This window comes from Serratia nevei, assembly GCF_037948395.1.
Lineage (GTDB): Bacteria > Pseudomonadota > Gammaproteobacteria > Enterobacterales > Enterobacteriaceae > Serratia > Serratia nevei.
On record NZ_CP149940.1, the window covers coordinates 3380974 to 3401434 of the forward strand.

Genomic DNA, 20461 nt, shown 5'->3' on the forward strand with positions numbered 1-20461 from the left:
AGGCTTGGTTATTATTCTTGGGCACCCAGCTGCGCCAGCAGCCAGGTCACTATCAACAGGTCGGCGCTGCCGCCGGGGCTGAGGTTGCGAGCGATGCAGTCGGCATCGAAGCGCCGCAGGCGCGCCAGACCCGCCTCCCCCGCCGAGCCGCCCTGCGCCAGCAGCAATGCCGCCCGGCGCCGCAGCCAGCGCAGCCCGTGCAGGCCGCCGCGCGAGGCGACGTTGGTGTCGTCGTTGTGGGCCATCAGCCACAGCAGGCTGTCCAGCAGCGCCCGCTGTTCGTCGCCATCGGCGGCCAGCCGTTGCCGATACAGCGGCAGCGCGCCGTCAATGACCAGCCGGAAACCGGCCTCCGCCTCGCCGCGTGCGCCGCTCAACCCGTGCGCGGCGAACAGCCGCTGGCCGGCGGTCTGCCCTGCGTTGTTGCGCCGCAGCTCGCGATCCACCAGCCCCCGGCACATCGCCGCCACCTCGGCGCACAGCGCTTCGGCGCCGATGGCGCGGCCATGCTGCTGCAGGCGGCCGAAGGCGGTGCACAGCAATCCGAGCGAGAACACGCTGCCCTTGTGAGTGTTAATGCCGCCGGTGGCGCGAAACATCTGGTTTTCGCAGGCCAGGCCGAGCGGCCGCAGCCGCGCCAGCTGCTGCTCTGCCGGCAAAGCGGCGTCCTCGCGCCCGCGTTGGATAAAGCGCGGCAGCCACACGCCGATGGCGCGGGCGCTGCGATAGAAGTGCCCGAGATCCATGTCGCGGTGGGCGCCGGTGTTATGGCGATCCACCAGCCCCGGCTTGGGCGTGAGGTTGACTTCTACCAGCAGCGCGCGGAAAGCGGCGCGGGCGAAATCGCAGGCCGGTTCGGCACGGTGGGCGGGCAGGTTAATCGGCAGAGATCGCATCGTTGAACATCCTTTCCATTTCATGCAGCAGCTGCTCGCTGCTGTGCCGCCGCTGGCGGGCGCAGATCTTGGCCGGTTGGCCGCACAGCAGGCAGCGCCGTTCCGGTAGGCCGATGTCGCGGCGCGACAAAATGCGCCCCTGCGTATCCAGCACGTCGATATCCCACAGCCGGCCGATCGGGCGGCTCACCTCCAGCTGCATGGCGCAGTCCTTCACCCGCTGGGCATCGGCGCGCAGCGCGACAAACCCTTCGCAACCGGTGGCGAGCGCCAGCGCCTCGGCCTGCGGGCTGGGCCAACCCTGTTCGGCGCACAGTCGCAGCAGCGCCGCCCACCCCAGGTTGAAGATGCCGCGCGTCAGCGCGCTGTCCTTCACCGGGCCGGGCACCACCAGCGTCAGCACCAGCAGCGTGCACTCGTGCTGCGCCAGCCACGCCTGCTGCCGCGCCTGGCGGCATTCGCGGCTGGTGAGCAACTCCGGCAGGCTGACCGCGCGTTCGGCGGCCAGTTGGGGATCGACGGCGGCCATCGCTTACTCCGCCACCTGATGCACCACGTCGATCACCGAGCCGTCGCGGTAGCGCACCACCGCCACCACCTTGTCGGTAAAGGCGATCGGCTGCGGTTCGCCGGTCAGCTGCAGCGCGCGGGCGCGCAGCCAGTCGATGCTCACCACCTCGAGGCCGGCCTCCCGCAGACGCTGCGCCAGCTCCGGCCGCGCCGGGTTGACGGCGATGCCGTGGTCGGTCACCAGAATGTCGATGCTGGAGCCCGGCGTGACGCAGGTGGTCACCTGCTCCACCAGCGTCGGGATGCGCCCGCGCACCAACGGCGCAACGATGATCGCCAGCCGCGCGGCGGCGGCGGTGTCGCAGTGGCCGCCGGACGCGCCGCGCAGCACGCCGTCGGAGCCGGTCAGCACGTTAACGTTGAAGCCGGTGTCGATTTCCAGCGCGCTCAGCACCACCACGTCGAGCCGATCAACAGAGGCGCCCTTGGAGCTGAAGTTGGCGTACTGGTTGGCGCTGATTTCGATATGGCGCGGGTTGCGCGCCAGCGAAGTCGCCGCCGCCCGATCGAAGCTCTGCACGTCCAGCAGCTTGCCGATCAGCCCTTTCTCGTGCAGATCCACCATGGTCGAGGTGATGCCGCCGAGGGCGAACGCGGCGCGAATGCCGCGGGCGCGCATCTTGTCCTCCAGGAACCGGGTCACCGCCAGCGAGGCGCCGCCGGTGCCGGTTTGCAGCGAGAAGCCTTCGGTGAAGTAGCCGGAACCGGCGATCACCTCGGCGGCGCGGCGGGCGATCAGCAGCTCGCGCGGGTTCGAGGTCATGCGCGTGGCGTCAGCGCCGATCTTGTCGGCGTCGCCCACCCGTTCCAGCTGCACGATCAGATCCACCCGATCCTGCGCCAGGCTGGCGGGATGATGCGGATACGGCACCAGCTGCTCGGTCAGCAGCACCACGGTGCCCGCCGCCTCGGCGTCCACCCGCGCATAGCCGAGCGAGCCGCAGCAGGCTTCACCGCTGTAGCCGTTGGCGTTGCCGAACTCATCGCAGGCCGGCACGCCGAGGAAGGCCACGTCTATCTTCAGCTCGCCGGATTCGATCAGGTTGACCCGGCCGCCGTGCGAGTGAATTTGCACCGGCTCCGCCAGCAGGCCGCGCGAAACCGCGTCCGCCAGCGGGCCGCGCAGCCCGGAGGTGTAAATGCGGCTCACCACACCGTGGCGGATATGCTCAACCAGCGGCGCATGGCAGTCGGTCAGCGAGCTGGACGCCAGCGTCAGGTTGCGGAACCCCATCGCTGCCAGCGTCTCCATCACCTGATTGAGGGTCAAATCGCCGCCGCGAAACGCATGGTGGAAGGAGATGGTCATGCCGTCCTGCAGCCCGCTGCGGCGCACCGCTTCCTGCAAGGAGTCGCACAGCTTGAGATCGCGCGGTTTGCGCGCCTGCAGATTGGCTTTGGACACGTCCTGATAGCCCGGCAGATCCGTCGGGTTGGCGAAGGTCATCAATCGTTGTTGGCGGTTCATCATGCTTCCTCCCCGTGCTGCGCCGGTTCTTCCCGTAAGCCGGACAGCGTGGCGCGCTCCAGCACCAGCCGGGCGCGTTCAATCACCGGGCTGTCGACCATTTTTCCGTTGAGCGACACCACGCCGCGCCCTTCCCGCTCCGCCGCTTCGGCGGCGTCCACCACCCGCTGCGCGTGCGCCACCTCTTTGGCGGTCGGCGCGTACAGGTTGTGCAGCAGCTCAATCTGGCGCGGGTTGATCAGCGATTTGCCGTCGAAGCCGAGCTGTTTGATCAGCGCCGCTTCCTGCAGGAAGCCGGCTTCGTTATTGGCGTCGGAATAGACGGTGTCGAACGCCTGAATGCCGGCGGCGCGCGCCGCCTGCAGCAGCGAACAACGAGCGAACAGCAGCTCGATGCCCTCCGGCGAGCGTTCGGTGCGCAGGTTGCGCACGTAGTCTTCCGCCCCCAGCGCGATGCCGATAAGCCGCGGCGAAGCATGCGCGATCGCCACCGCATTGGTGATGCCCTGCGCCGATTCGATCGCCGCCAGCAGCCCGGTGCTGCCGACCGGCCGGCCGCAGGCCGCTTCGATGGCGGCAATCTCGCGCTCCATGTCGACAACGTCCTGCGCGCTGTCGGTCTTCGGCAGGCGCACGATGTCCGCGCCGCCGCGCACCACCGCCTGCAGGTCTGCCAGGCCGTAGGCGGAGTCGAGCGCATTGACGCGCACGATGGTTTCCACCTCCTGGTACAGCGGGTGCTGCAGCGCGTGGTACACCAGCCGGCGCGCCGCGTCTTTTTCACGCAGGATCACCGAGTCTTCCAGATCGAACATCAGCGCATCGGCCTGGTAGATAAAGGCGTTGCTGACCATCGCCGCGTTGGCGCCGGGGACGAACAACATGCTGCGGCGCAGCCGGGTTTTATTCAGCGTTTTCATCTTTCGCCTCCCACGGCAGCTGGCCGCCCTCGCAGGCGCGCATCAGCGCGGTTTCCAGCCGGGCGCGCAGCACGCAGTCCAGCGCCCCCTTGTCGTCGACGATCACCTGCACCGGCTCCACCTCATAGCGCTGCAGCACCTCCAGCAGGGTGTGGCGGATCGCCGCGCCGAACTGTTTTTCCACGCTGCTGGCGATCAACAGATCGTGCTGCGGCCCCTCGGCGGGCGCGATGCGCACCATGACATCGCTGGATTCCAGCGTGCCGGCCATTGCTTCTCGGATAATTTTCATCATTCACCTGATTGTGCGGACTCAAAAGGATGCGGGGCCGCCTTGGCCCGGCGCTGCGTTTGCAGATCCTGCAGGTAGTACAGGGTGTCCGGCGGCACCAGCGGCGCGGCGGCGTGGAAGTCCCCCGCCGCCAGCAGCTTGCGCACCCAGGAAGCGGAGATCGCCGTGCCCTGATATTGCAAACGCTCGATTTCCACCAGCGCGATCGGCGGGCTGGGCAGCGCCGGCGTTTCCAGCCAGTAGCGCATGTCGCGGTTATATTTCGCGGTCACCGCGCAGAACGGCTCGTTGCCGACGAAGCGGTGGGTAATGCCCAGCGCGGGCGCCAGATACTGGCGGAAGATCTTCAGATCGATTTCGGTGTAACAGTCATCGGCCACGCCCTGATCCTTGATGAAGTAACAGGGGAAGGTGGCGCGCGAGATCACGTACTGCGAGCCTTCGTGTACCGTGAGGTTGGGGATATCGGCGGTGCCGGCCAGCACCAGCCGGCGGCGGTCTTCATAGCTGAAGCGCGAGGTGTTTTCCTTCACTAAAAACAGGTGCAGCCAGTCGCAGCGTTTGGCCGCCTGACGCACCAGATACTGATGCCCGCGGGTGAAGGGGTTGGCGTTCATCACGATGCTGCCGATGGTGTCGCCCGGCCGGCGCTGGCTCGCCAGCTGGGCGGCGTAGCGCTTCAGGCGGCACGGGCTGTTTTCCATCAGCACCACGATGCCCGGCACGGTGGCGATCGGGTAGAAACCGCACTGGCGGAACAGCGGCTCGTTCTGCACCTTGGTGTAGATAAACAACTGAGTGTGGTGGCGCTCGTAGGCCAGGTTCACCAGCTCGGTCGCCAGCGCCAGCGCCAACCCTTCGCCGCGCATCAGCGGGCTGATGGCGACGCATTTGATAATATTGTCGGCGATGCCGCCGCAGGCGACCAATTTGTCGTGCTGGGTAACGGTAATAAATATTTCAACCGTGGTGTCGATATTCAGATCGTTACTGCGCAAGAAGGCGCTTATTTCCGAAATCGCTTTATGATCCGATCGCTTTACCCGATTAAATACGGCATCGCCTAACATAACACGCTCTCTGGGTTAACTGACAAACAACAAGTTAAATACAAAAAGACATTTTAATTAACATCAACAAGGATAATTAAAACCTTAAAAACCATGAAGATAAACGCCGTCTCGCGTTCGATAAATCAATGGTAAACAGAAAAAAAACGCCGATTATTGACCTATTTCACAAACCGATTCCGGTTAATAAGTTATTTAATGTTCTTTATTTGCTTAATTAATCTTATGGTGTTTATTATTGAGATAATCTTTATTTAGCGCCGCAATTTACTTACATTCATTTAGCATCTTGATTGCAATAGTAGGTTTCATTATGGAATGGCTGAACATCCTGATCGTTGAAGACGAAACGCCGCTGGCGGAAATGCACGCGGAGTTTATCCGCCAGAACGGCGGCTGCCGCCAGATTTGGCTGGCCGGCACCCTGGCGCAGGCGCGCGCCATGACCGAGCGCTTCAAGCCGGACCTGATCCTGCTGGACAACTTTCTGCCCGACGGCCAGGGCATCACCCTGCTGCGCGAACTGACGCTGAGCGGGTATCGCGGCGGCATCGTGTTCATCACCGCCGCCAGCGACATGGCCACCGTGGCCGAGGCGTTGCGTTACGGCGTGTTCGACTACCTGATCAAACCGCTGGCCTATGACCGGCTGAGCCAGACCCTGCAGCGCTTCAGCCAGCGCCGCGAAGCGCTGAAGGACAAAGCGCGCCTCAACCAGCGCCGCATCGACGAGATGTTCAACACCTACGCCCGCGGCGAACAGCAGGCGGCGCTGCCCGCCGGCATCGACGAGCTGACGCTGGGCAAGGTCCGCGCGCTGTTTGCCGAACCCGCCGCGCGCCACACCGCTGAAAGCGTTGCGCAAAAAATGGGGCTCAGCCGCACCACCGCGCGCCGTTATCTGGAGTTTTGCACCGCCGCGCAGCAGCTGCGCGCCGAGATCATTTACGGCAAGGTCGGCCGCCCGCAGCGGATCTACCGCGCCGGCGAACCGCATTAACGGTTATTTGATCGCCCTTGCAAGGTTGCGTGTAACCGCTTTACTTTTTATGCGCCGGTCAGCATCTTGGTGAACATCACCTAGCCGACTGGACGATCGCCGATGCCCGCTGCGCCCCTTGCTTCCCTGACCGAGATCCTCGCCCGCCGTGACTGGCAAAACCCGGCCTGCACCCACTCCCGCCGGCTGGACGCCCACCCGCCGTTCGCCAGCTGGCGCACGGTGGAAGACGCGCGCGACGATGCCCCCAGCGCCAGCCGCAAGTCGCTGAACGGCGAGTGGCGCTTCAGCTATTTCCCGCGCCCAGAGGCGGCGCCGGAAGTCTGGCTGCAGCAGGATTTACCGGACGCAGCCCCGCTGGCGGTGCCGGGCAACTGGCAGCTCGCCGGCTACGATGCGCCGATCTATACCAACGTGCGCTACCCGTTCCCGGTCGATCCGCCGCGCGTGCCGGAAGACAACCCAACCGGCTGCTACTCGCGCACCTTCAACGTCGATCCGGCCTGGCTGGCCGCCGGCCAGACGCGCGTCATCTTCGACGGCGTCAACTCGGCGTTCTATTTGTGGTGCAACGGCCACTGGGTGGGCTATTCGCAGGACAGCCGCCTGCCGGCGGAGTTCGATCTCAGCCCGTGGCTGCAGCCGGGAGAAAACCGGCTGGCGGTGATGGTGCTGCGCTGGTGCGACGGCAGCTATCTCGAAGATCAGGACATGTGGCGCATGAGCGGCATCTTCCGCGACGTCAGCCTACTGCACAAACCCGCCGCGCACCTGAGCGATGTGCGCATCACCACGCCGCTGCATGACCGCTTTACCCGCGGCGAACTGGTGGTGACGGCGCGCGCCAGCCGGCCCGGCCCGCTGCAGGTGCAGGTTCAGCTGTGGCGCGATGGCGCACGGGTGGCCGAACGCACCCAGCCGCTCGGCAGCGAGATCGTGGACGAGCGCGGCGCCTATAACGATCGCGTCACGCTGCGCCTGCCGGTAGAACGCCCGGCGCTGTGGAGCGCCGAAACGCCCGCGCTGTATCGCGCCACCGTCGCCCTGCTCTCACCTGAGGGGGAGATTATCGAGGTGGAGGCCTATGACGTCGGCTTCCGCCAGGTGGACATCAGCGGCGGGTTGCTGAAGCTCAACGGGCAGCCGCTGCTGATCCGCGGCGTTAACCGCCACGAGCATCATCCGCGCCACGGCCAGGTGATGGACGAGGCGACGATGCGCCACGACATCCTGCTGATGAAGCAGCACAACTTCAACGCGGTGCGCTGCTCGCACTATCCCAACCACCCGCTGTGGTACCGGCTGTGCGACCGTTACGGGCTGTACGTGGTGGACGAAGCCAATATCGAGACCCACGGCATGCAGCCGATGAACCGCCTGGCTGACGATCCGCTGTGGCTGCCGGCGATGAGCGAGCGCGTCACCCGCATGGTGCAGCGCGATCGCAACCACCCCTGCATCATTATCTGGTCGCTGGGCAACGAGTCCGGCCACGGCGTGAACCACGACGCGCTGTACCGCTGGGTGAAAAGCCAGGATCCGACCCGCCCGGTGCAATATGAAGGCGGCGGCGCCGACACCGCCGCTACCGACATCATCTGCCCGATGTATGCGCGGGTGGATCAGGATCAGCCGTTCCCGGCGGTGCCCAAATGGGCGCTCGGCAAGTGGATTGGCCTGCCGGAGGAACAGCGGCCGCTGATCCTGTGCGAATACGCCCATGCGATGGGCAACAGCTTCGGCGGCTTTGAGCGTTACTGGCGCGCGTTCCACCACTATCCGCGCCTGCAGGGCGGCTTTGTCTGGGACTGGGTCGATCAGGCGCTGATCAGGCGCGACGCCCAGGGCGAAGAGTACTGGGCCTACGGCGGCGACTTCGGCGATACCCCCAACGATCGCCAGTTCTGCCTGAACGGGCTGGTGTTCGCGGATCGCACCCCGCACCCGGCGCTGTTCGAAGCGCAGCGGGCGCAGCAGCTGTTCCGCTTCGCCTTCGACGCCGCCTCGCTGACGCTGACCGTCACCAGCGATTACCTGTTCCGCCACACCGACAACGAGCAGCTCAACTGGCGGCTGGAGCTGGACGGCGTGGAGCGCGCCAGCGGCAGCTTCGATCTGGCGCTGCCGCCGCGGGGCAGTGCTCGCTTCACGCTGCTCGATCGCCTGCCGATGCTGCACCAGCCCGGCGAGCTGTGGCTGAACGTGGAGGTGGTGCAGCCGCAGGCCACCGACTGGTCCGAAGCGCACCACCGCTGCGCCTGGGATCAGTGGCGGGTGCCGCGCGCGCTGCATCCCGCGCCGCCGCCGCCGCAGGGCGTGCCGCCCACGCTGATTGAAGACGATCAGGGGCTGACCCTCACCCACAGCGACCAGCGCTGGTGCTTCGAGCGCAGCAGCGGCCACCTGACGCAGTGGTGGCAGAATGAGCAGCCGCAGCTGCTGACGCCGCTGCGCGACGGCTTTGCGCGCGCGCCGATCGATAACGACATCGGCGTCAGCGAGGCGGACCATATCGATCCCAACGCCTGGGTCGAACGCTGGAAGCTGGCGGGCCTGTACCGGCTGGAGGAACGCTGCACGCGGCTGCAGGCCGATGCGCTGCAAAACGGCGTGCGGGTGGTGAGCGAACACCAGTTCGGCGTGGACGGACAGATTTTGCTGCTTAGCCGCAAACAGTGGCTGTTCGATGCGCTGGGCGCGGTGAACGTGAGCGTGGAGGTCGAGGTGGCCGATACTCTGCCGCCGCCGGCGCGCATCGGCCTGCACTGCCAACTGGCGACGGTGCAACCGCAGGCGGAATGGCTGGGCCTGGGCCCGCACGAGAACTACCCGGATCGCCGCCTGGCCGCGCAGCACGGGCGCTGGCGCCTGCCACTGGAGGATCTGCACACGCCGTATATTTTCCCCGGCGAGAACGGCCTGCGCTGCGACACCCGCAGCCTGCGCTACGGCGGCTGGCGCATCGACGGCCGCTTCCACTTCTCGCTCAGCCGCTACGGCCTGCAACAGCTGATGGCCTGCAGCCACCAGCACCTGCTGCAGCCGGAAGCGGGCACCTGGCTGCATCTGGACGGCTTCCACATGGGGGTGGGCGGCGACGATTCCTGGAGCCCGAGCGTGCACCGGGATTACCTGCTCACCGCCGGCGTTTACCGCTATCAGCTGCGCCTGCTTCGGGCGCCCGAGAGCTAAATCTGCCAAAAAACTCAACGGGTTGCGCATTCTGTAAGCAAACAGTCACAGAATGTGTAATCCGCCTTTGACATGCCGACGGCGCCTCGCTATTATTCGCCCCGTTCAAACGATTCCTCTGTAGTTCAGTCGGTAGAACGGCGGACTGTTAATCCGTATGTCACTGGTTCGAGTCCAGTCAGAGGAGCCATATTTAGAGAAGCCCGCTCAGGGAAACCTGAGCGGGCTTTTTGCTGTTGGAAGATCATCATCGATGATCCCCTGCACTCTCCCTACCCGAAACCGTTCAGCCATCCGTTGAACGGGTAAGTTTCTCCCATTGTTCAATTTCCTTGCCTAACGCCTCGAGCTTTTGCCGCACCAAACTTAATGCGTCACTGCCTAACAACAGATGCGTGGGTGGATTCCGGCTCTCGATCAATGCCAGCATGGCGTGAGCCGCCTTCACGGGATCGCCCAGTTGCTTGCCGCTTTTTTCCTGACGCGCCTGACGAACAGGTTCAAATAACGCGTCATAGTCAGGGAGACAGCGAGGGCTGCGTACCATTGAACGCCCGGCCCAGTCCGTCCGAAACGAGCCCGGCGCCACGGCGGTCACATGTAGGTTGAACGGGGCAAGCTCTTTACTTAAGGTTTCTGATATCCCTTCCAGTGCAAATTTGCTGCCGCAGTAATAGCTGATACCGGGCAAGGTAATGAAGCTGCCCATTGAGGTGATATTGATAATGTGGCCGCGACGGCGCTGGCGCATGCCCGGCAGCACGGCTTTGATCATCGCCACCGCGCCAAACACATTGACGTCAAACTGGCGGCGCAGCTCTGCAAGCGGGGACTCTTCCAGAATGCCTTCGTGGCCGTAACCGGCATTGTTCACCAGCACATCTATCGGACCGACGGCGGACTCAATCTTTCCAACCACCTCATCAATACGCTCAACGTCCGTGACATCAAGCAGATAGCCAAAAGCGCGCTGCGTATCGAGCGCGCCGAAAGCCTGCAGTGCTCCGCTGTTGCGCACCGTCCCTACAACCCGATGCCCTACGGCGAGGGCTTCCCGCGCCAGCGCCTGGCCAAAGCCACTGCTGACGCCGGTGATTAAAATCGTTTTTGCAGATGCCATAAAAAGAACTCCCATGAACCAAGAAGGTTGCATGGTATTCTCTGTTCTGCCGCATTTTTAGGCCGTATCTTCTCTTTTTCTTGCCTGATTTTATGAGGTGGTGGGATGTCCGACATGATTGCCCTGATGAATAGACTTGCGATGCAAGAGGGATACAACCTCACTGCCCTGCCTGATGTGCGAATTTTGCGCTCCGATCGCCCGCTTGCCAGAACGCCGGTGCTTTACGATCCGGGGATCGTGATCGTCTGCCAGGGCAGCAAACGCGGCTATTTCGGTCAACAGACCTATTTATATGATGAGCAGCACTACCTGGCGGTTTCGGTGCCGGTGCCATTTGTGATGGAAACCGACGCGTCGGCAGCACATCCGCTGCTGGCGATTTATATGCATCTGGATTTTCAGCTTGCCGCGGAACTGATGCTGCAGATTGAACAGCATGGCGCCCCGCATCCTCCCGTCGCGCCGCAAAGCATGATGTCGAGCCCCATGGACGGCGCGGTAAAAATGGCCGTACTTCGCTTACTTGAAGTCCTGGCTAACCCGCTTGAGGCGGCAATCCTCGGCCCGGCGCGGGTGCGTGAGCTTTATTTTCGCGTGCTGACAGGCGCACAGGGCAACGCAATGCGTGCCGCGCTGGCCTTGCAGGGCCAGTTTGGCAAAATCGGTAAAGCGTTGCAGCACATCCATGCCGCTTACGCGGAGCCGTTAACGCTGACGCAGCTGGCGATGAGGGCCGGCATGAGCGTGCCGACCTTTCATAGCCATTTCAAGGCGATAACGCAGATGCCGCCGATGCAGTATGTGAAATCGGTACGCCTGCACCAGGCACGGATGCTGATGGTGCGCCAACAAATCACCGCCGCCGCCGCGAGTTACGCCGTTGGCTATGAAAGCCCATCGCAATTTAACCGCGAATTCAAGCGTCTGTTTGGCCTGCCACCGGCAGAGGAGATAAAGCGTATGCAGCATCACTTCGCCATTCCGCCCGCGCAGCCTGCCTCGGTATTTGTTTCATCGCACTGAGGCTTATTTGGTCAGGCGAACGATAGTTCGCTTCTGGCGCCAGGCGGATCGGCACTTGGGGAGAAAATCCACTATGAGCGAGAGCGGACATCAAAGTATTAAAGCAAAGAACAACATCTTCAGGTGATAAATAAATTTGACTGAAATAACGTACTTACCGACCCGAAGGCCGGTAATTGTTAACACGGATAACGGTTACCATGCGTAGGCTTCAGGGGCTTCCCCACCCGGTCCCGGCCAGATGGTATCCAGTCTTTTGAGCGTATCGCCTGAAAGGGACAACGTCAGGGCATTGAGATTCTGACGAAGCTGTTCAGCTGTGCGCGGACCACTGAGCACAGCGGTAACCACGGGATTCTGCAACAGCCAGGCCAACGCGACGTCTGAGGGCACCTCCCCCAGCTCATCACACAGCGTTTCCCAGGCCTCCAGTTGCGGCCGCAAGCGATTGATTTGTGCCTGCAGCTGCGGTGTTGCCCGGCGGCCATCGGCAATTTTTTTCAGCACGCCACCCAGCATCCCCATCCCGACCGGGCTCCAGGGGATCAGGCCAATGCCGTAATGGCGCAGTGCCGGAATGACTTCAAGCTCAACCGTGCGCTGGGTCAGGTTGTAAAGGCTCTGTTCCGATGCCAGCCCCAGCAGGTTGCGCGCATCAGCCGTGCACTGTGCGGTGGCAATATCCCAGCCGGCAAAGTTACTGCTGCCCACGTAGCTGATTTTACCCTCACGGATCAGCTGTTCCATGGCCTGCCAGATCTCCTCCCAGGGGGTGTTCCGGTCGATATGGTGCATCTGGTAGAGATCGATATGGTCCGTTTTCAGTCTTTTCAGACTGGCCTCACAGGCCCGGCGAATATGGTAAGCGGACAGGTATTTGTCATTCGGGCCCGTGTCCATCGGCTGGTAAACTTTCGTGGCCAGCACGATTCGATCACGCTGGCCACTGCGCGCCAACCAGTTACCGATGATCTCTTCGGATGTCCCGTACCCCTTTGCCATATCCGGCGACTGCGGTCCGCCATAGACGTCGGCGGTATCGAAAAAGTTGATACCCGCATCCACGGCTTCATCCATGATCCTGAAGCTGGCCGGCTCATCCGTCAGCTCACCGAAATTCATGGTACCGAGACCGATGCGGCTCACCCGCAGACCGGTACGACCCAGATGTTTATAGTTCATGTCAGATGCTCCTTAACTGAACGTGTTATTGCAGGTTCTTACGGAAAAAGTCTGTCAGTTTGTCAAAAGGGATCACGTCGGTACGATCATAGAGATCGACATGCCCTGCGCCCGGTACGACATAAAGCTCTTTAGGCTGACCGGCGCGTTTGAATGCATCCTCGCTGAACTCTTTTGAGTGAGCCCGATCGCCGGTGATAAACAGCATCGGACGCGGTGAAATGGTTTCAATATCGTTGAACGGATAGAAGTTCATAAACTTGCCGATACTGCTCAACATCGGTTTCGTCGTCAGTGCTTCTTTCTCACCCTTCGGGGTGTAACCACCGCGTTCGGTGCGGTAGAAATCAAAAAACTCACGCTGAATATCCGGCGTTGAAGCGTCCAGTGTATTCACGGTACCGGGAATGTAGGCCGTCTCGCCTCCCTGAAACTCTGCTAAACGCTGCTCTGTGGCTGACCGGATAAAGGCCTTTCGTTGTTCCGGCGTCTGGGAATGGTTGAGGCCGTTGCGAAATGCAGCCCCCATGTCATACATGCTGACGGTGGCAATGGCTTTCATACGCGGGTCAATCTTGGCAGCACTGATAACAAAACTTCCGCTGCCGCAGATACCTAATACACCGATACTATCCGGATCGACAAACGGCTGTGTGCTTAGATAATCAACCGCCGCGCTGAAATCATCTGTGTAGATTTCCGGTGAAATCAGGTGCCCCGGTTTGCCCTCGCTTTCGCCCCAGAAAGAGAGATCGATAGCCAGCGTGACAAACCCCTGCTCCGCCAGCTTCTGCGCATAAAGATTCGAACTCTGTTCCTTAACGGCTCCCATCGGGTGACCCACGACGATCGCCGGGTGTCGGGTATTCTGGTTCATCTTTTTCGGGATAAACAGGTTGCCGACCACGGCCATCTGATACTGGTTTTTAAAGGTGACTTTTTGCTGCGTCACCTTATCGCTTTTATAAAAATTATCGGCCCCACGGGACATATCCGCCGCAGAGGAAGCAAATGCACTGATCAACAGCCCCAGCGCTAACGTAAATTTTTTCATGATGGTCTCCTTATCATTAAGCCAGGGTGGCGTTATCCGAATGACAGACGCCGCAGTACGCGATATTAATCTGCACATCATGGGCACCGGGGGCGCGACGGGTGATATCCATCGGCTCCAGCGGCAGTGTGCCCGCATGGGCACCGTAAGCTTTAACTGTCATGGCATTACTCCTGGGTTTATGAATGGTCTGCGGCAGAAGTGTCTGCCCGCGAGGTCAGAAAGATCAGTACGGTTGCGATAATCAGCATCGCGGCGCTGGCCAGGAAGGTGCTCTGGTAGCCGTGATGGTCGAAAAGCAGGCCGCCCACCGTCGAACCGAGAGCAATGGACAGCTGCACCATCGCCACCATCAGTCCGCCGCCCGCTTCGGCATTCTGAGGGAAGGTACGTGGAACCCATGCCCACCATCCCACCGGTGCGGCAGTGGAAATCAGCCCCCACAGCCCAAGCAGCGCCGTCACGATGGCTACCTGACTGCCGAAGGCAATCAGTGCCAGCGCGGTGATGGCCATCAGTACCGGGATGGCCATCAGGGTCGGGTAGAACCCGCGTTTTAACACCCGGCCAATCAGCGTAGTGCCGATGAAACCCGCGACACCAATAACCAGCAGGACCAGGGTCACCGTTGCGGCATCCACCCGCGTCACCGTCTCAAGGAAAGGCCGAATGTAGGTAAAGAGCGTGAATTGCCCCATAAAGAAGATCCCCACACCCAGCATGCCCAGCGTGACCACCCGGCGACGAAACAGCGTGAAAACGTTGCGGGAAGCCGCCGCCTGACGGGTGACCGACATGGAAGGCAGACTGAGTAATTGCCAAACAAACGCGATGATGGCGACCGGCACTAGGCAGAAGAAGGCGCCCCGCCAGCCAACAACCGATCCGAGCCAGCTGCCCAGAGGGGCAGCCACGACGGTAGCCAAAGCATTGCCGCTGTTGAAAATAGCCAGCGCCAGCGGAACACGATGCACCGGGACCAGACGCATTGCCGTCGCGGCCGACATCGACCAGAACCCGCCGACCACAATGCCAATCAGGGCCCTGCCCGCCATATAGGTCAGGTAATTGGGTGCCATCGCAATAACAGCACCGGAAATTGCCATAATGCAGGTCAGGCCGAGCAGCAGCGTTTTCCGGTTAAGCGTGCCTGCCAGCACGGAAATAAACAGGCTGGTTACCACTGCAAATGCCCCGGAAATGGCGATGCCCTGTCCGGCCATGCCTTCGGTGACACGAAGGGTCTGCGCCATCGGTGTCAGCAGGCTGACCGGCATGAATTCGGAGGCGATCAGGGCGAAGACGCACAGCGTCATGGCAAAGACACCACTCCAGTGCGCAGGCTGTTTCCCGCTTCCGGTGTTTTTTTTTCTGTTTTCGTCTGTCTTATTACTCATTCAGGGATTTCTTTTCAGTAGATAACATGAAGTCTGTGCCCCGCGCTGCAGGAAGAGCTGAAACGGCATACGGGGACGGGTTAAGAGGGATAATCGCGGTACGGAAGGTGCTGCGGGTCAGTTGGCGACCCTGATCTGCACCGCAAGAGGTCCGTGGCGCTGCAGGACCGGCAGTCCGGAATCCACTTTCCCTAACGGGATCAGTGAACGGGCGTAAGCCCTGCCCCGGGCAAAAATCGCCAGGTTGCCCCAGGGCGCGTAGTAAGTGATATCTCCGGCTTCCGGCGTCATGCCGTCCGGTGCCTGCACCGTGGAAAGCCTGCGCGGCAGGTCGCTTATACGCTCAATATCGTCATAGTCTTCCAGCGTCAGGCTGAGGGGAAGCAAAGACGCAAAGTCCCGGCCTGTCGGCGTATCAAAGAGGGTGGCGGTGGCGGTTTCTCCCTCCACAATGATCTCAATTTTCATAAGCGTCTCCTGCGCCACTCCCCGGTCGTTCTCACCCGCCATAGCGGACTGCGTGACGAAAAGCAGGCCGGCAAGGAGCAGCAGTGATGTTCTGCAGTAAGCGTTTTGCATAAGGGTTAGCGTTGACTTTTTCATCGCATTATTGTTACCAATATGCAGCGGGTTAACTAGCTAATGAATACTTAATACCCTTATAAGTAAAATTTATAAATGGACCGGAAACGAGCATGGCCAGACGCAATCTCAACGACTTACTCTCTTTCGTCACCGTGGCGCGTGAAGGCAGCTTTACGCGCGCTGCCGCCCAGCTCGGCGTGACCCAGCCCGCACTGAGCCAGGCGATTTCCGGGCTGGAAGAACGGATGCAAATCCGCCTGCTGACAAGGACCACGCGCAGTGTGTCAGTGACGGCTGCCGGGGAGCGACTGCTGCAGTCTGTGGGCCATCGTATTGATGAGATTGAAGCCGAGCTGGACATGCTGACGGCACTGCGTGATAAACCTGCGGGGACCGTCCGTATTACATGTGGACCTAATGTTCTGAAGACCACGCTGCTGCCAAAGCTGACACCACTGTTACGCGAATATCCTGATATTCATATTGAGTTTGATGCCAACCACGGGTTCCGGGATATCGTTGCGGATCGTTTTGATGCCGGCGTGCGGCTCGGAGACACTATCGACAAAGATATGATAGCCGTACCCATTGGCCCGAAACTGCGCATGGCGGCTGTAGCTTCCCCTGAGTATTTTGCCCGGTGCGCCGCCCCTCAGACGCCACGCGATCTGATGCAACACTGCTGTATTAATGAGCGCATGGTTCAATCGGGGAAAATTTACGCCTGGGAGTTTGAGCAGGAAAACGGTAAATTTCACGTTCGGGTTGAAGGGCAAATGACGTTTAATACATCGGAACACGTCGTTGACGCAGCTCTTGCCGGACTAGGCATTGCCTTTTTACCTGAAGAGGAGTTCGGCACACATCTGCAGGAAGGAAAACTGATCCGCGTGCTTGAAGAATGGTGCCGTCCTTTTCCCGGCTACTATCTTTATTATCCCAGCCGTAAACAGCCTTCCCCAGCGTTTTCACTCGTTGTGGATGCGTTGCGTATTAACCGGAAAATTTAACGCTGAATTATCGGGCCAATATTTCAAGAAAGGACGTGAACGTCCGCTTCAGGCACGCAACGGACAGGCTACGTGGTCATTGGGTCTGCTTTGAGCGAAGTGCAGACTTAGGCGTCAGCAAAATTACGTTCCGTGGACAAAGCTATATGATATAATTTTATCATGCTGAATCGGCGGATAATTCGGTAGAGTAGTACTAAGTATGCGTTACGTTGCTATTAAGAATGAGACAGTAAATTGAAAACAAAACAGTCAAAAATCCCCAAATCAATTTATAGGCCCATGCATGACGACGAGTTTCACTTCTGGGGGGGCCTCTCTTTAAATGACTATGTTGAAGACCTGATGGCAAATCATCGGTACAGTCGTAAAAAAGCCCAGATAGAGGCGTCGAAATCATTTAAAGCAGCCTTGCCAGCGGGTATCAATACTCAAAATAACCATTTTAGAACTTATGAACATGACAGTCAGGCTGCGGGATATCTGTGGTTCAGCCTGGAAGATAACTCAGCCTTTTTGTCAGATATAATGCTTCTCCCAGAATTTCAGGGTAAGGGAATGGGTCGGGATTTTATCCGTGCATTCCTGAATGAGCTGACTCAACAGGGCGCATATGAGGTGGAACTCAGAGTATCACCGGACAATCAAAGGGCTTTAAAATTATATAAAGAGTTTGGTTTTCGGATAACTGGTTTTGATATGAGTCTTTTGCTAGGATCCGACTGATCAGCAATCCGTTAATCATAATTTTCGGAGACAATCTCGGGTAATATCAACTATCGATAGGCAATCTACCACTATATATCTTCACATCATCAATGTCCGTTTCTGGCACGCAACGGACAGGCTACGTGGTCATTGGGCCTGCTTTGAGCGAGTAGCGGGTACTGAAAGGGCTATTATCGGGCTAACCGCGCATATCGAAGCCCGATTTTTGAAAATCTCTATAGACTTCTGGATTGTTGAAGGCTGGAAATTTGGCTTTATGGGCTGCTGACTTTATCGCTTCGCAATAGGCTGTATTGCCATTGCTGGTTGATACGTTTAAAGCCGTGCCATCCTGAGCAAATTCAATATGCAACCTGCATTTTTTCCCCTTCCAGTTTTGCGGCTCATCAAGTTCAGCATTTATTGCCGCCCTGATTGCCCTCGCTTGCACGCCCCATTCATCCTGATCATCCCAACGTCCTGAACTGCAACTACCCGTTGCCGTGGTCTTATGACAGCCGGAAGGATGTAACGGTGCGCAACCCGCAGTAAGACTAGCCAAAATGGCCAGCATAACGATTTTCTTTACTGTTTCAGGCGAGCCCACTTTTTGCCCCTCAACCCATTTAAACTCAGCAATATAGGCCTATTCTTCCGTCATTCCTGGCACCTTTCAACCACTAATTATCTACATCAACTAGATGTTTCGAATGATCTTTCTGAATATGTAGAAGCGGGGAAGAGACTGCAATTTATTACCTAATAATTAGTACAAGCAGTTTATACGTCCGCTTCTGGCACAAAGCCGACCGCCAGAGTCCCCACGCCAGCATCTCCCCACCCTATTCCACGCCCCAGCAGCGTTGGAGCGAACCCCCCCCCTGCGTTGCCGTCGGTGTGAATCCGCAAAGCGGCAGCCACAACCACCACCATAACGCCAACGCTTGGCCAACCCCCACCAGCGAAACCCACTCTTTTATCTAAGAAGATTCCTAACCCAGCTGACGGAAATCCCTTCCTGACGCCAATACGCGGGTTAACCCGCCGATTTACAGCAATAATCCTGTAAAAACAATCGATAAGCGAATTGTTCGCACTCGGCAAGTAGCGTCTATCCTTTCGCTATGGGCGCCTGCCGCCCATCGTTCGCTGCGGCTCGCGGCATGCGCGTTTCTGGCTGTACGGGTTTCGGTTTATTCCATCGCGCGCCTCCATTCATCATGTTGAATTTCACAGCAATCTCTCAGCAACAAGGAGTGTTTATATGGCTTACGTCATTACCGACCGAGAAAAACTGCAAGCGATTTGGGAGGCCGCCAAAGCCGGCGATTGGCCGGCCGTGTATGCCGCCTCCGTCGATGCGCTCACCGATCCCAACCATGCCAACCAACCTATTCAGGGCGTGGATATCGCGGTGTATACCTGGATCAAAGGCGCCTATGGCGTGAACTCGAATCAGGGGGCGTTTGCCCATTACATTCGCGACCAAACCAAGCTGCAGTATGAGCTGCGCACCGGGCATGTTCCCGATGACTGGGAAACGCGCATTCAAAATGCCTCCGACAACATCGCCAAGAACTTCGCCAAGACGCTGTTTGGCGTCGATCTGAGCAGCGATCCCAACGCGCCGCTGCCGGATGCCCCGCCCACCAGCGCCAAAGTGCCGGACATTCACGAGGTCGGCCTGATCGACGCGGGAGCGGCGGCGTCCGAGGTGTTCACCGATGCTTCCTCGACCGGCGCCCCCAACTATTCACCCTGGGCCGGCACCACGCTGTTCTCTTATTTAGGCGACACCTCGTTCTTTACCGAATGGGTGGCCACCAACGACACCTCGCCTTTTAAGGTCGAAAGCGGCACCTATGATTTGATTGCGGCGGCGCAGGTCTCCATGCAGATGAAAAACCTCAGCTACGTGGTTGAAACGCTGCTGGCGGGCGAAGTGCCCACCTATTTAACCACCCTCGGCATTGGCCACGAGACCATCCGCCTCGCCGCCGAAGCGGCGCGTGATTTCTACACCGAATCCTACGGCAGCAGCGTGACCGGCGGCGGCAGCCTCATTCCCGGCAAGCTGGATATCGGCTCGGCGATTTTCAACGACATTGCCGACGTGCTGTCCACGCCGAATCTGTACCGCGTCGGTACGCTGTATGACGACGATTTCACGCTGGCGTTCGGCAATATCGCCGTTAACACCGGCAGCGGCGACGACACCATCAGCGTGCCGCGCGGCTGGCAAAACAACGCCGGCAACTACGGCTGGACGGTCATCGACGGCGGCAGCGGCCATGATACGGTCGATTATTCCAGCCTGTCGCACGGGGTAAACCTGAAGTTTGACGCCCAGGGCAGCTATGGCGGGCGCGGGGTGATCGAGAAAAACGGCATCGGGCTGTATGGCTTTAAGGACGGGCTGTACAACATCGAGGCGGTAAAGCTGACGGACTTTAAGGATAACGTCACCTTTAACGATCGGGTGCTGACGCCGGCCAACGGTCTGGAGGTCAACCTGGGCAAAGGCTCCAGCGAGATTCGCTTCGAGCACGGCTATACCACTGCGCCGGGTGGGAGCGCGCCGCAGGATTATCTCGGCGTGAACCTGAGCATGCTGTCCAACGATGTGCCCTTCCCCAACAGCCTGCTGAATATTCCCGTAAAGCAGACCCACAATATCTACATCGACGACAGCTTCGAGCTGGGCTTTTTACAGGCCTCTTCCCTGTCTATCGATAACCACCTGCTGGCCTTCGGCACCGAAGGCTCAAACAGCAGCTTCTCGCTGAACTACAACGCGCAAACCCATACGCAGGATCTGTCGATATTCATGCAGGGTGAAAGCGCGCTCAATCAGCACGTCGTCAATATCTACAATTGGGCACAAGGCGACTTCGGCATCACGCTCGAGCAGCCGACCATTCAGCTCGTCGGCTTGCAAACCGTTACGCCGCAAGAGCTCGCGGCCGCCTAA

The 20461-nt window shown here is 59.8% G+C and carries 18 protein-coding genes, 1 tRNA gene and 1 pseudogene; 7 read left to right on the forward strand and 13 right to left on the reverse strand.

The features are described 5' to 3' along the window. Positions 1-11 precede the first annotated feature (11 nt). The 6 genes from citG to citC are packed head-to-tail and all read right to left on the reverse strand — an operon-like array spanning position 12 to position 5216. The gene (citG, locus tag V8N38_RS16225; protein WP_087763158.1) at positions 12-896 is read right to left on the reverse strand and encodes a triphosphoribosyl-dephospho-CoA synthase CitG; all 885 of its coding nucleotides are present in this window, start codon (positions 894-896) and stop codon (positions 12-14) included. Next, positions 877-1425 (reverse strand): citrate lyase holo-[acyl-carrier protein] synthase, encoded by a 549-nt coding sequence (gene citX / locus V8N38_RS16230; protein WP_033635185.1) that lies wholly within the window; start codon positions 1423-1425, stop codon positions 877-879. Before citX ends, citG begins: the two co-directional genes overlap by 20 nt. Before the next feature lie 3 nt (positions 1426-1428). Further along, positions 1429-2934, reverse strand: coding sequence for a citrate lyase subunit alpha (gene citF / locus V8N38_RS16235; RefSeq protein WP_033643714.1), 1506 nt, complete (start codon positions 2932-2934; stop codon positions 1429-1431). After that, the gene (gene citE / locus V8N38_RS16240) at positions 2934-3854 is read right to left on the reverse strand and encodes a citrate (pro-3S)-lyase subunit beta (RefSeq protein WP_087763159.1); all 921 of its coding nucleotides are present in this window, start codon (positions 3852-3854) and stop codon (positions 2934-2936) included. Before citE ends, citF begins: the two co-directional genes overlap by 1 nt. After that, positions 3838-4146, reverse strand: a complete 309-nt coding sequence (gene citD, locus V8N38_RS16245; protein ID WP_019452464.1) for a citrate lyase acyl carrier protein — start codon at positions 4144-4146, stop codon at positions 3838-3840. Before citD ends, citE begins: the two co-directional genes overlap by 17 nt. Then, positions 4146-5216 carry a [citrate (pro-3S)-lyase] ligase gene (gene citC, locus V8N38_RS16250; protein ID WP_004940809.1) on the reverse strand — a complete coding sequence of 357 codons (1071 nt, stop codon included), beginning with the start codon at positions 5214-5216 and terminating at the stop codon, positions 4146-4148. Before citC ends, citD begins: the two co-directional genes overlap by 1 nt. Before the next feature lie 313 nt (positions 5217-5529). Here citC and dpiA point away from each other — a divergent pair, with 313 nt between their 5' ends. From dpiA to V8N38_RS16265, 3 genes are all read left to right on the forward strand, one after another. Beyond that, a complete protein-coding gene (gene dpiA, locus V8N38_RS16255; RefSeq protein ID WP_021505854.1) occupies positions 5530-6216 on the forward strand; it encodes a two-component response regulator DpiA in 687 nt (228 codons plus the stop codon). 102 nt (positions 6217-6318) lie between these two features. After that, positions 6319-9408, forward strand: a complete 3090-nt coding sequence (locus tag V8N38_RS16260; RefSeq protein WP_147840138.1) for a beta-galactosidase — start codon at positions 6319-6321, stop codon at positions 9406-9408. Between the two features lie 114 nt (positions 9409-9522). After that, a tRNA-Asn gene (locus V8N38_RS16265) sits at positions 9523-9598 on the forward strand. Between the two features lie 96 nt (positions 9599-9694). Here V8N38_RS16265 and V8N38_RS16270 read toward each other — a convergent pair. Then, a complete protein-coding gene (locus V8N38_RS16270; protein WP_147840161.1) occupies positions 9695-10528 on the reverse strand; it encodes an oxidoreductase in 834 nt (277 codons plus the stop codon). Positions 10529-10633: 105 nt separating this feature from the next. On the opposite strand from V8N38_RS16270, the gene V8N38_RS16275 reads away from it, so the two are divergent. Continuing rightward, complete coding sequence (locus V8N38_RS16275; RefSeq protein ID WP_147840137.1) at positions 10634-11554, forward strand: AraC family transcriptional regulator; 921 nt, start codon at positions 10634-10636, stop codon at positions 11552-11554. Positions 11555-11749: 195 nt separating this feature from the next. Here the strand turns inward: V8N38_RS16275 and V8N38_RS16280 are convergent, their stop codons facing one another. The 5 genes and pseudogenes from V8N38_RS16280 to V8N38_RS16300 all read right to left on the reverse strand — a co-directional run bounded on the left by V8N38_RS16280 (position 11750) and on the right by V8N38_RS16300 (position 15655). After that, positions 11750-12736 carry an aldo/keto reductase gene (locus V8N38_RS16280; protein ID WP_147840136.1) on the reverse strand — a complete coding sequence of 329 codons (987 nt, stop codon included), beginning with the start codon at positions 12734-12736 and terminating at the stop codon, positions 11750-11752. 25 nt (positions 12737-12761) lie between these two features. Further along, a complete protein-coding gene (locus tag V8N38_RS16285) occupies positions 12762-13790 on the reverse strand; it encodes an alpha/beta hydrolase (protein WP_004928673.1) in 1029 nt (342 codons plus the stop codon). Positions 13791-13824: 34 nt separating this feature from the next. Continuing rightward, positions 13825-13953, reverse strand: a pseudogene (locus V8N38_RS16290) (NAD(P)-dependent alcohol dehydrogenase); the annotation flags it as partial. Positions 13954-13969: 16 nt separating this feature from the next. After that, positions 13970-15187: an MFS transporter gene (locus tag V8N38_RS16295; RefSeq protein WP_074442806.1), complete on the reverse strand. Its 1218-nt coding sequence runs from the start codon at positions 15185-15187 to the stop codon at positions 13970-13972. Between the two features lie 117 nt (positions 15188-15304). Then, positions 15305-15655, reverse strand: coding sequence for a cyclophilin-like fold protein (locus V8N38_RS16300; RefSeq protein WP_040171876.1), 351 nt, complete (start codon positions 15653-15655; stop codon positions 15305-15307). 227 nt (positions 15656-15882) lie between these two features. Between V8N38_RS16300 and V8N38_RS16305 the strand changes: the two genes are divergently transcribed. Beyond that, positions 15883-16782 (forward strand): LysR family transcriptional regulator, encoded by a 900-nt coding sequence (locus V8N38_RS16305; RefSeq protein ID WP_004928662.1) that lies wholly within the window; start codon positions 15883-15885, stop codon positions 16780-16782. Positions 16783-17019: 237 nt separating this feature from the next. Continuing rightward, entirely contained in the window at positions 17020-17508 is a 489-nt protein-coding gene (locus tag V8N38_RS16310) for a GNAT family N-acetyltransferase (RefSeq protein ID WP_060419081.1), read from the forward strand. Between the two features lie 181 nt (positions 17509-17689). On the opposite strand, the gene V8N38_RS16315 is transcribed toward V8N38_RS16310, so the two are convergent. Beyond that, positions 17690-18064, reverse strand: a complete 375-nt coding sequence (locus V8N38_RS16315; protein WP_071883825.1) for a cell envelope integrity TolA C-terminal domain-containing protein — start codon at positions 18062-18064, stop codon at positions 17690-17692. A gap of 690 nt (positions 18065-18754) precedes the next feature. On the opposite strand from V8N38_RS16315, the gene V8N38_RS16320 reads away from it, so the two are divergent. After that, the gene (locus V8N38_RS16320) at positions 18755-20461 is read left to right on the forward strand and encodes a hemolysin (protein ID WP_147840135.1); all 1707 of its coding nucleotides are present in this window, start codon (positions 18755-18757) and stop codon (positions 20459-20461) included.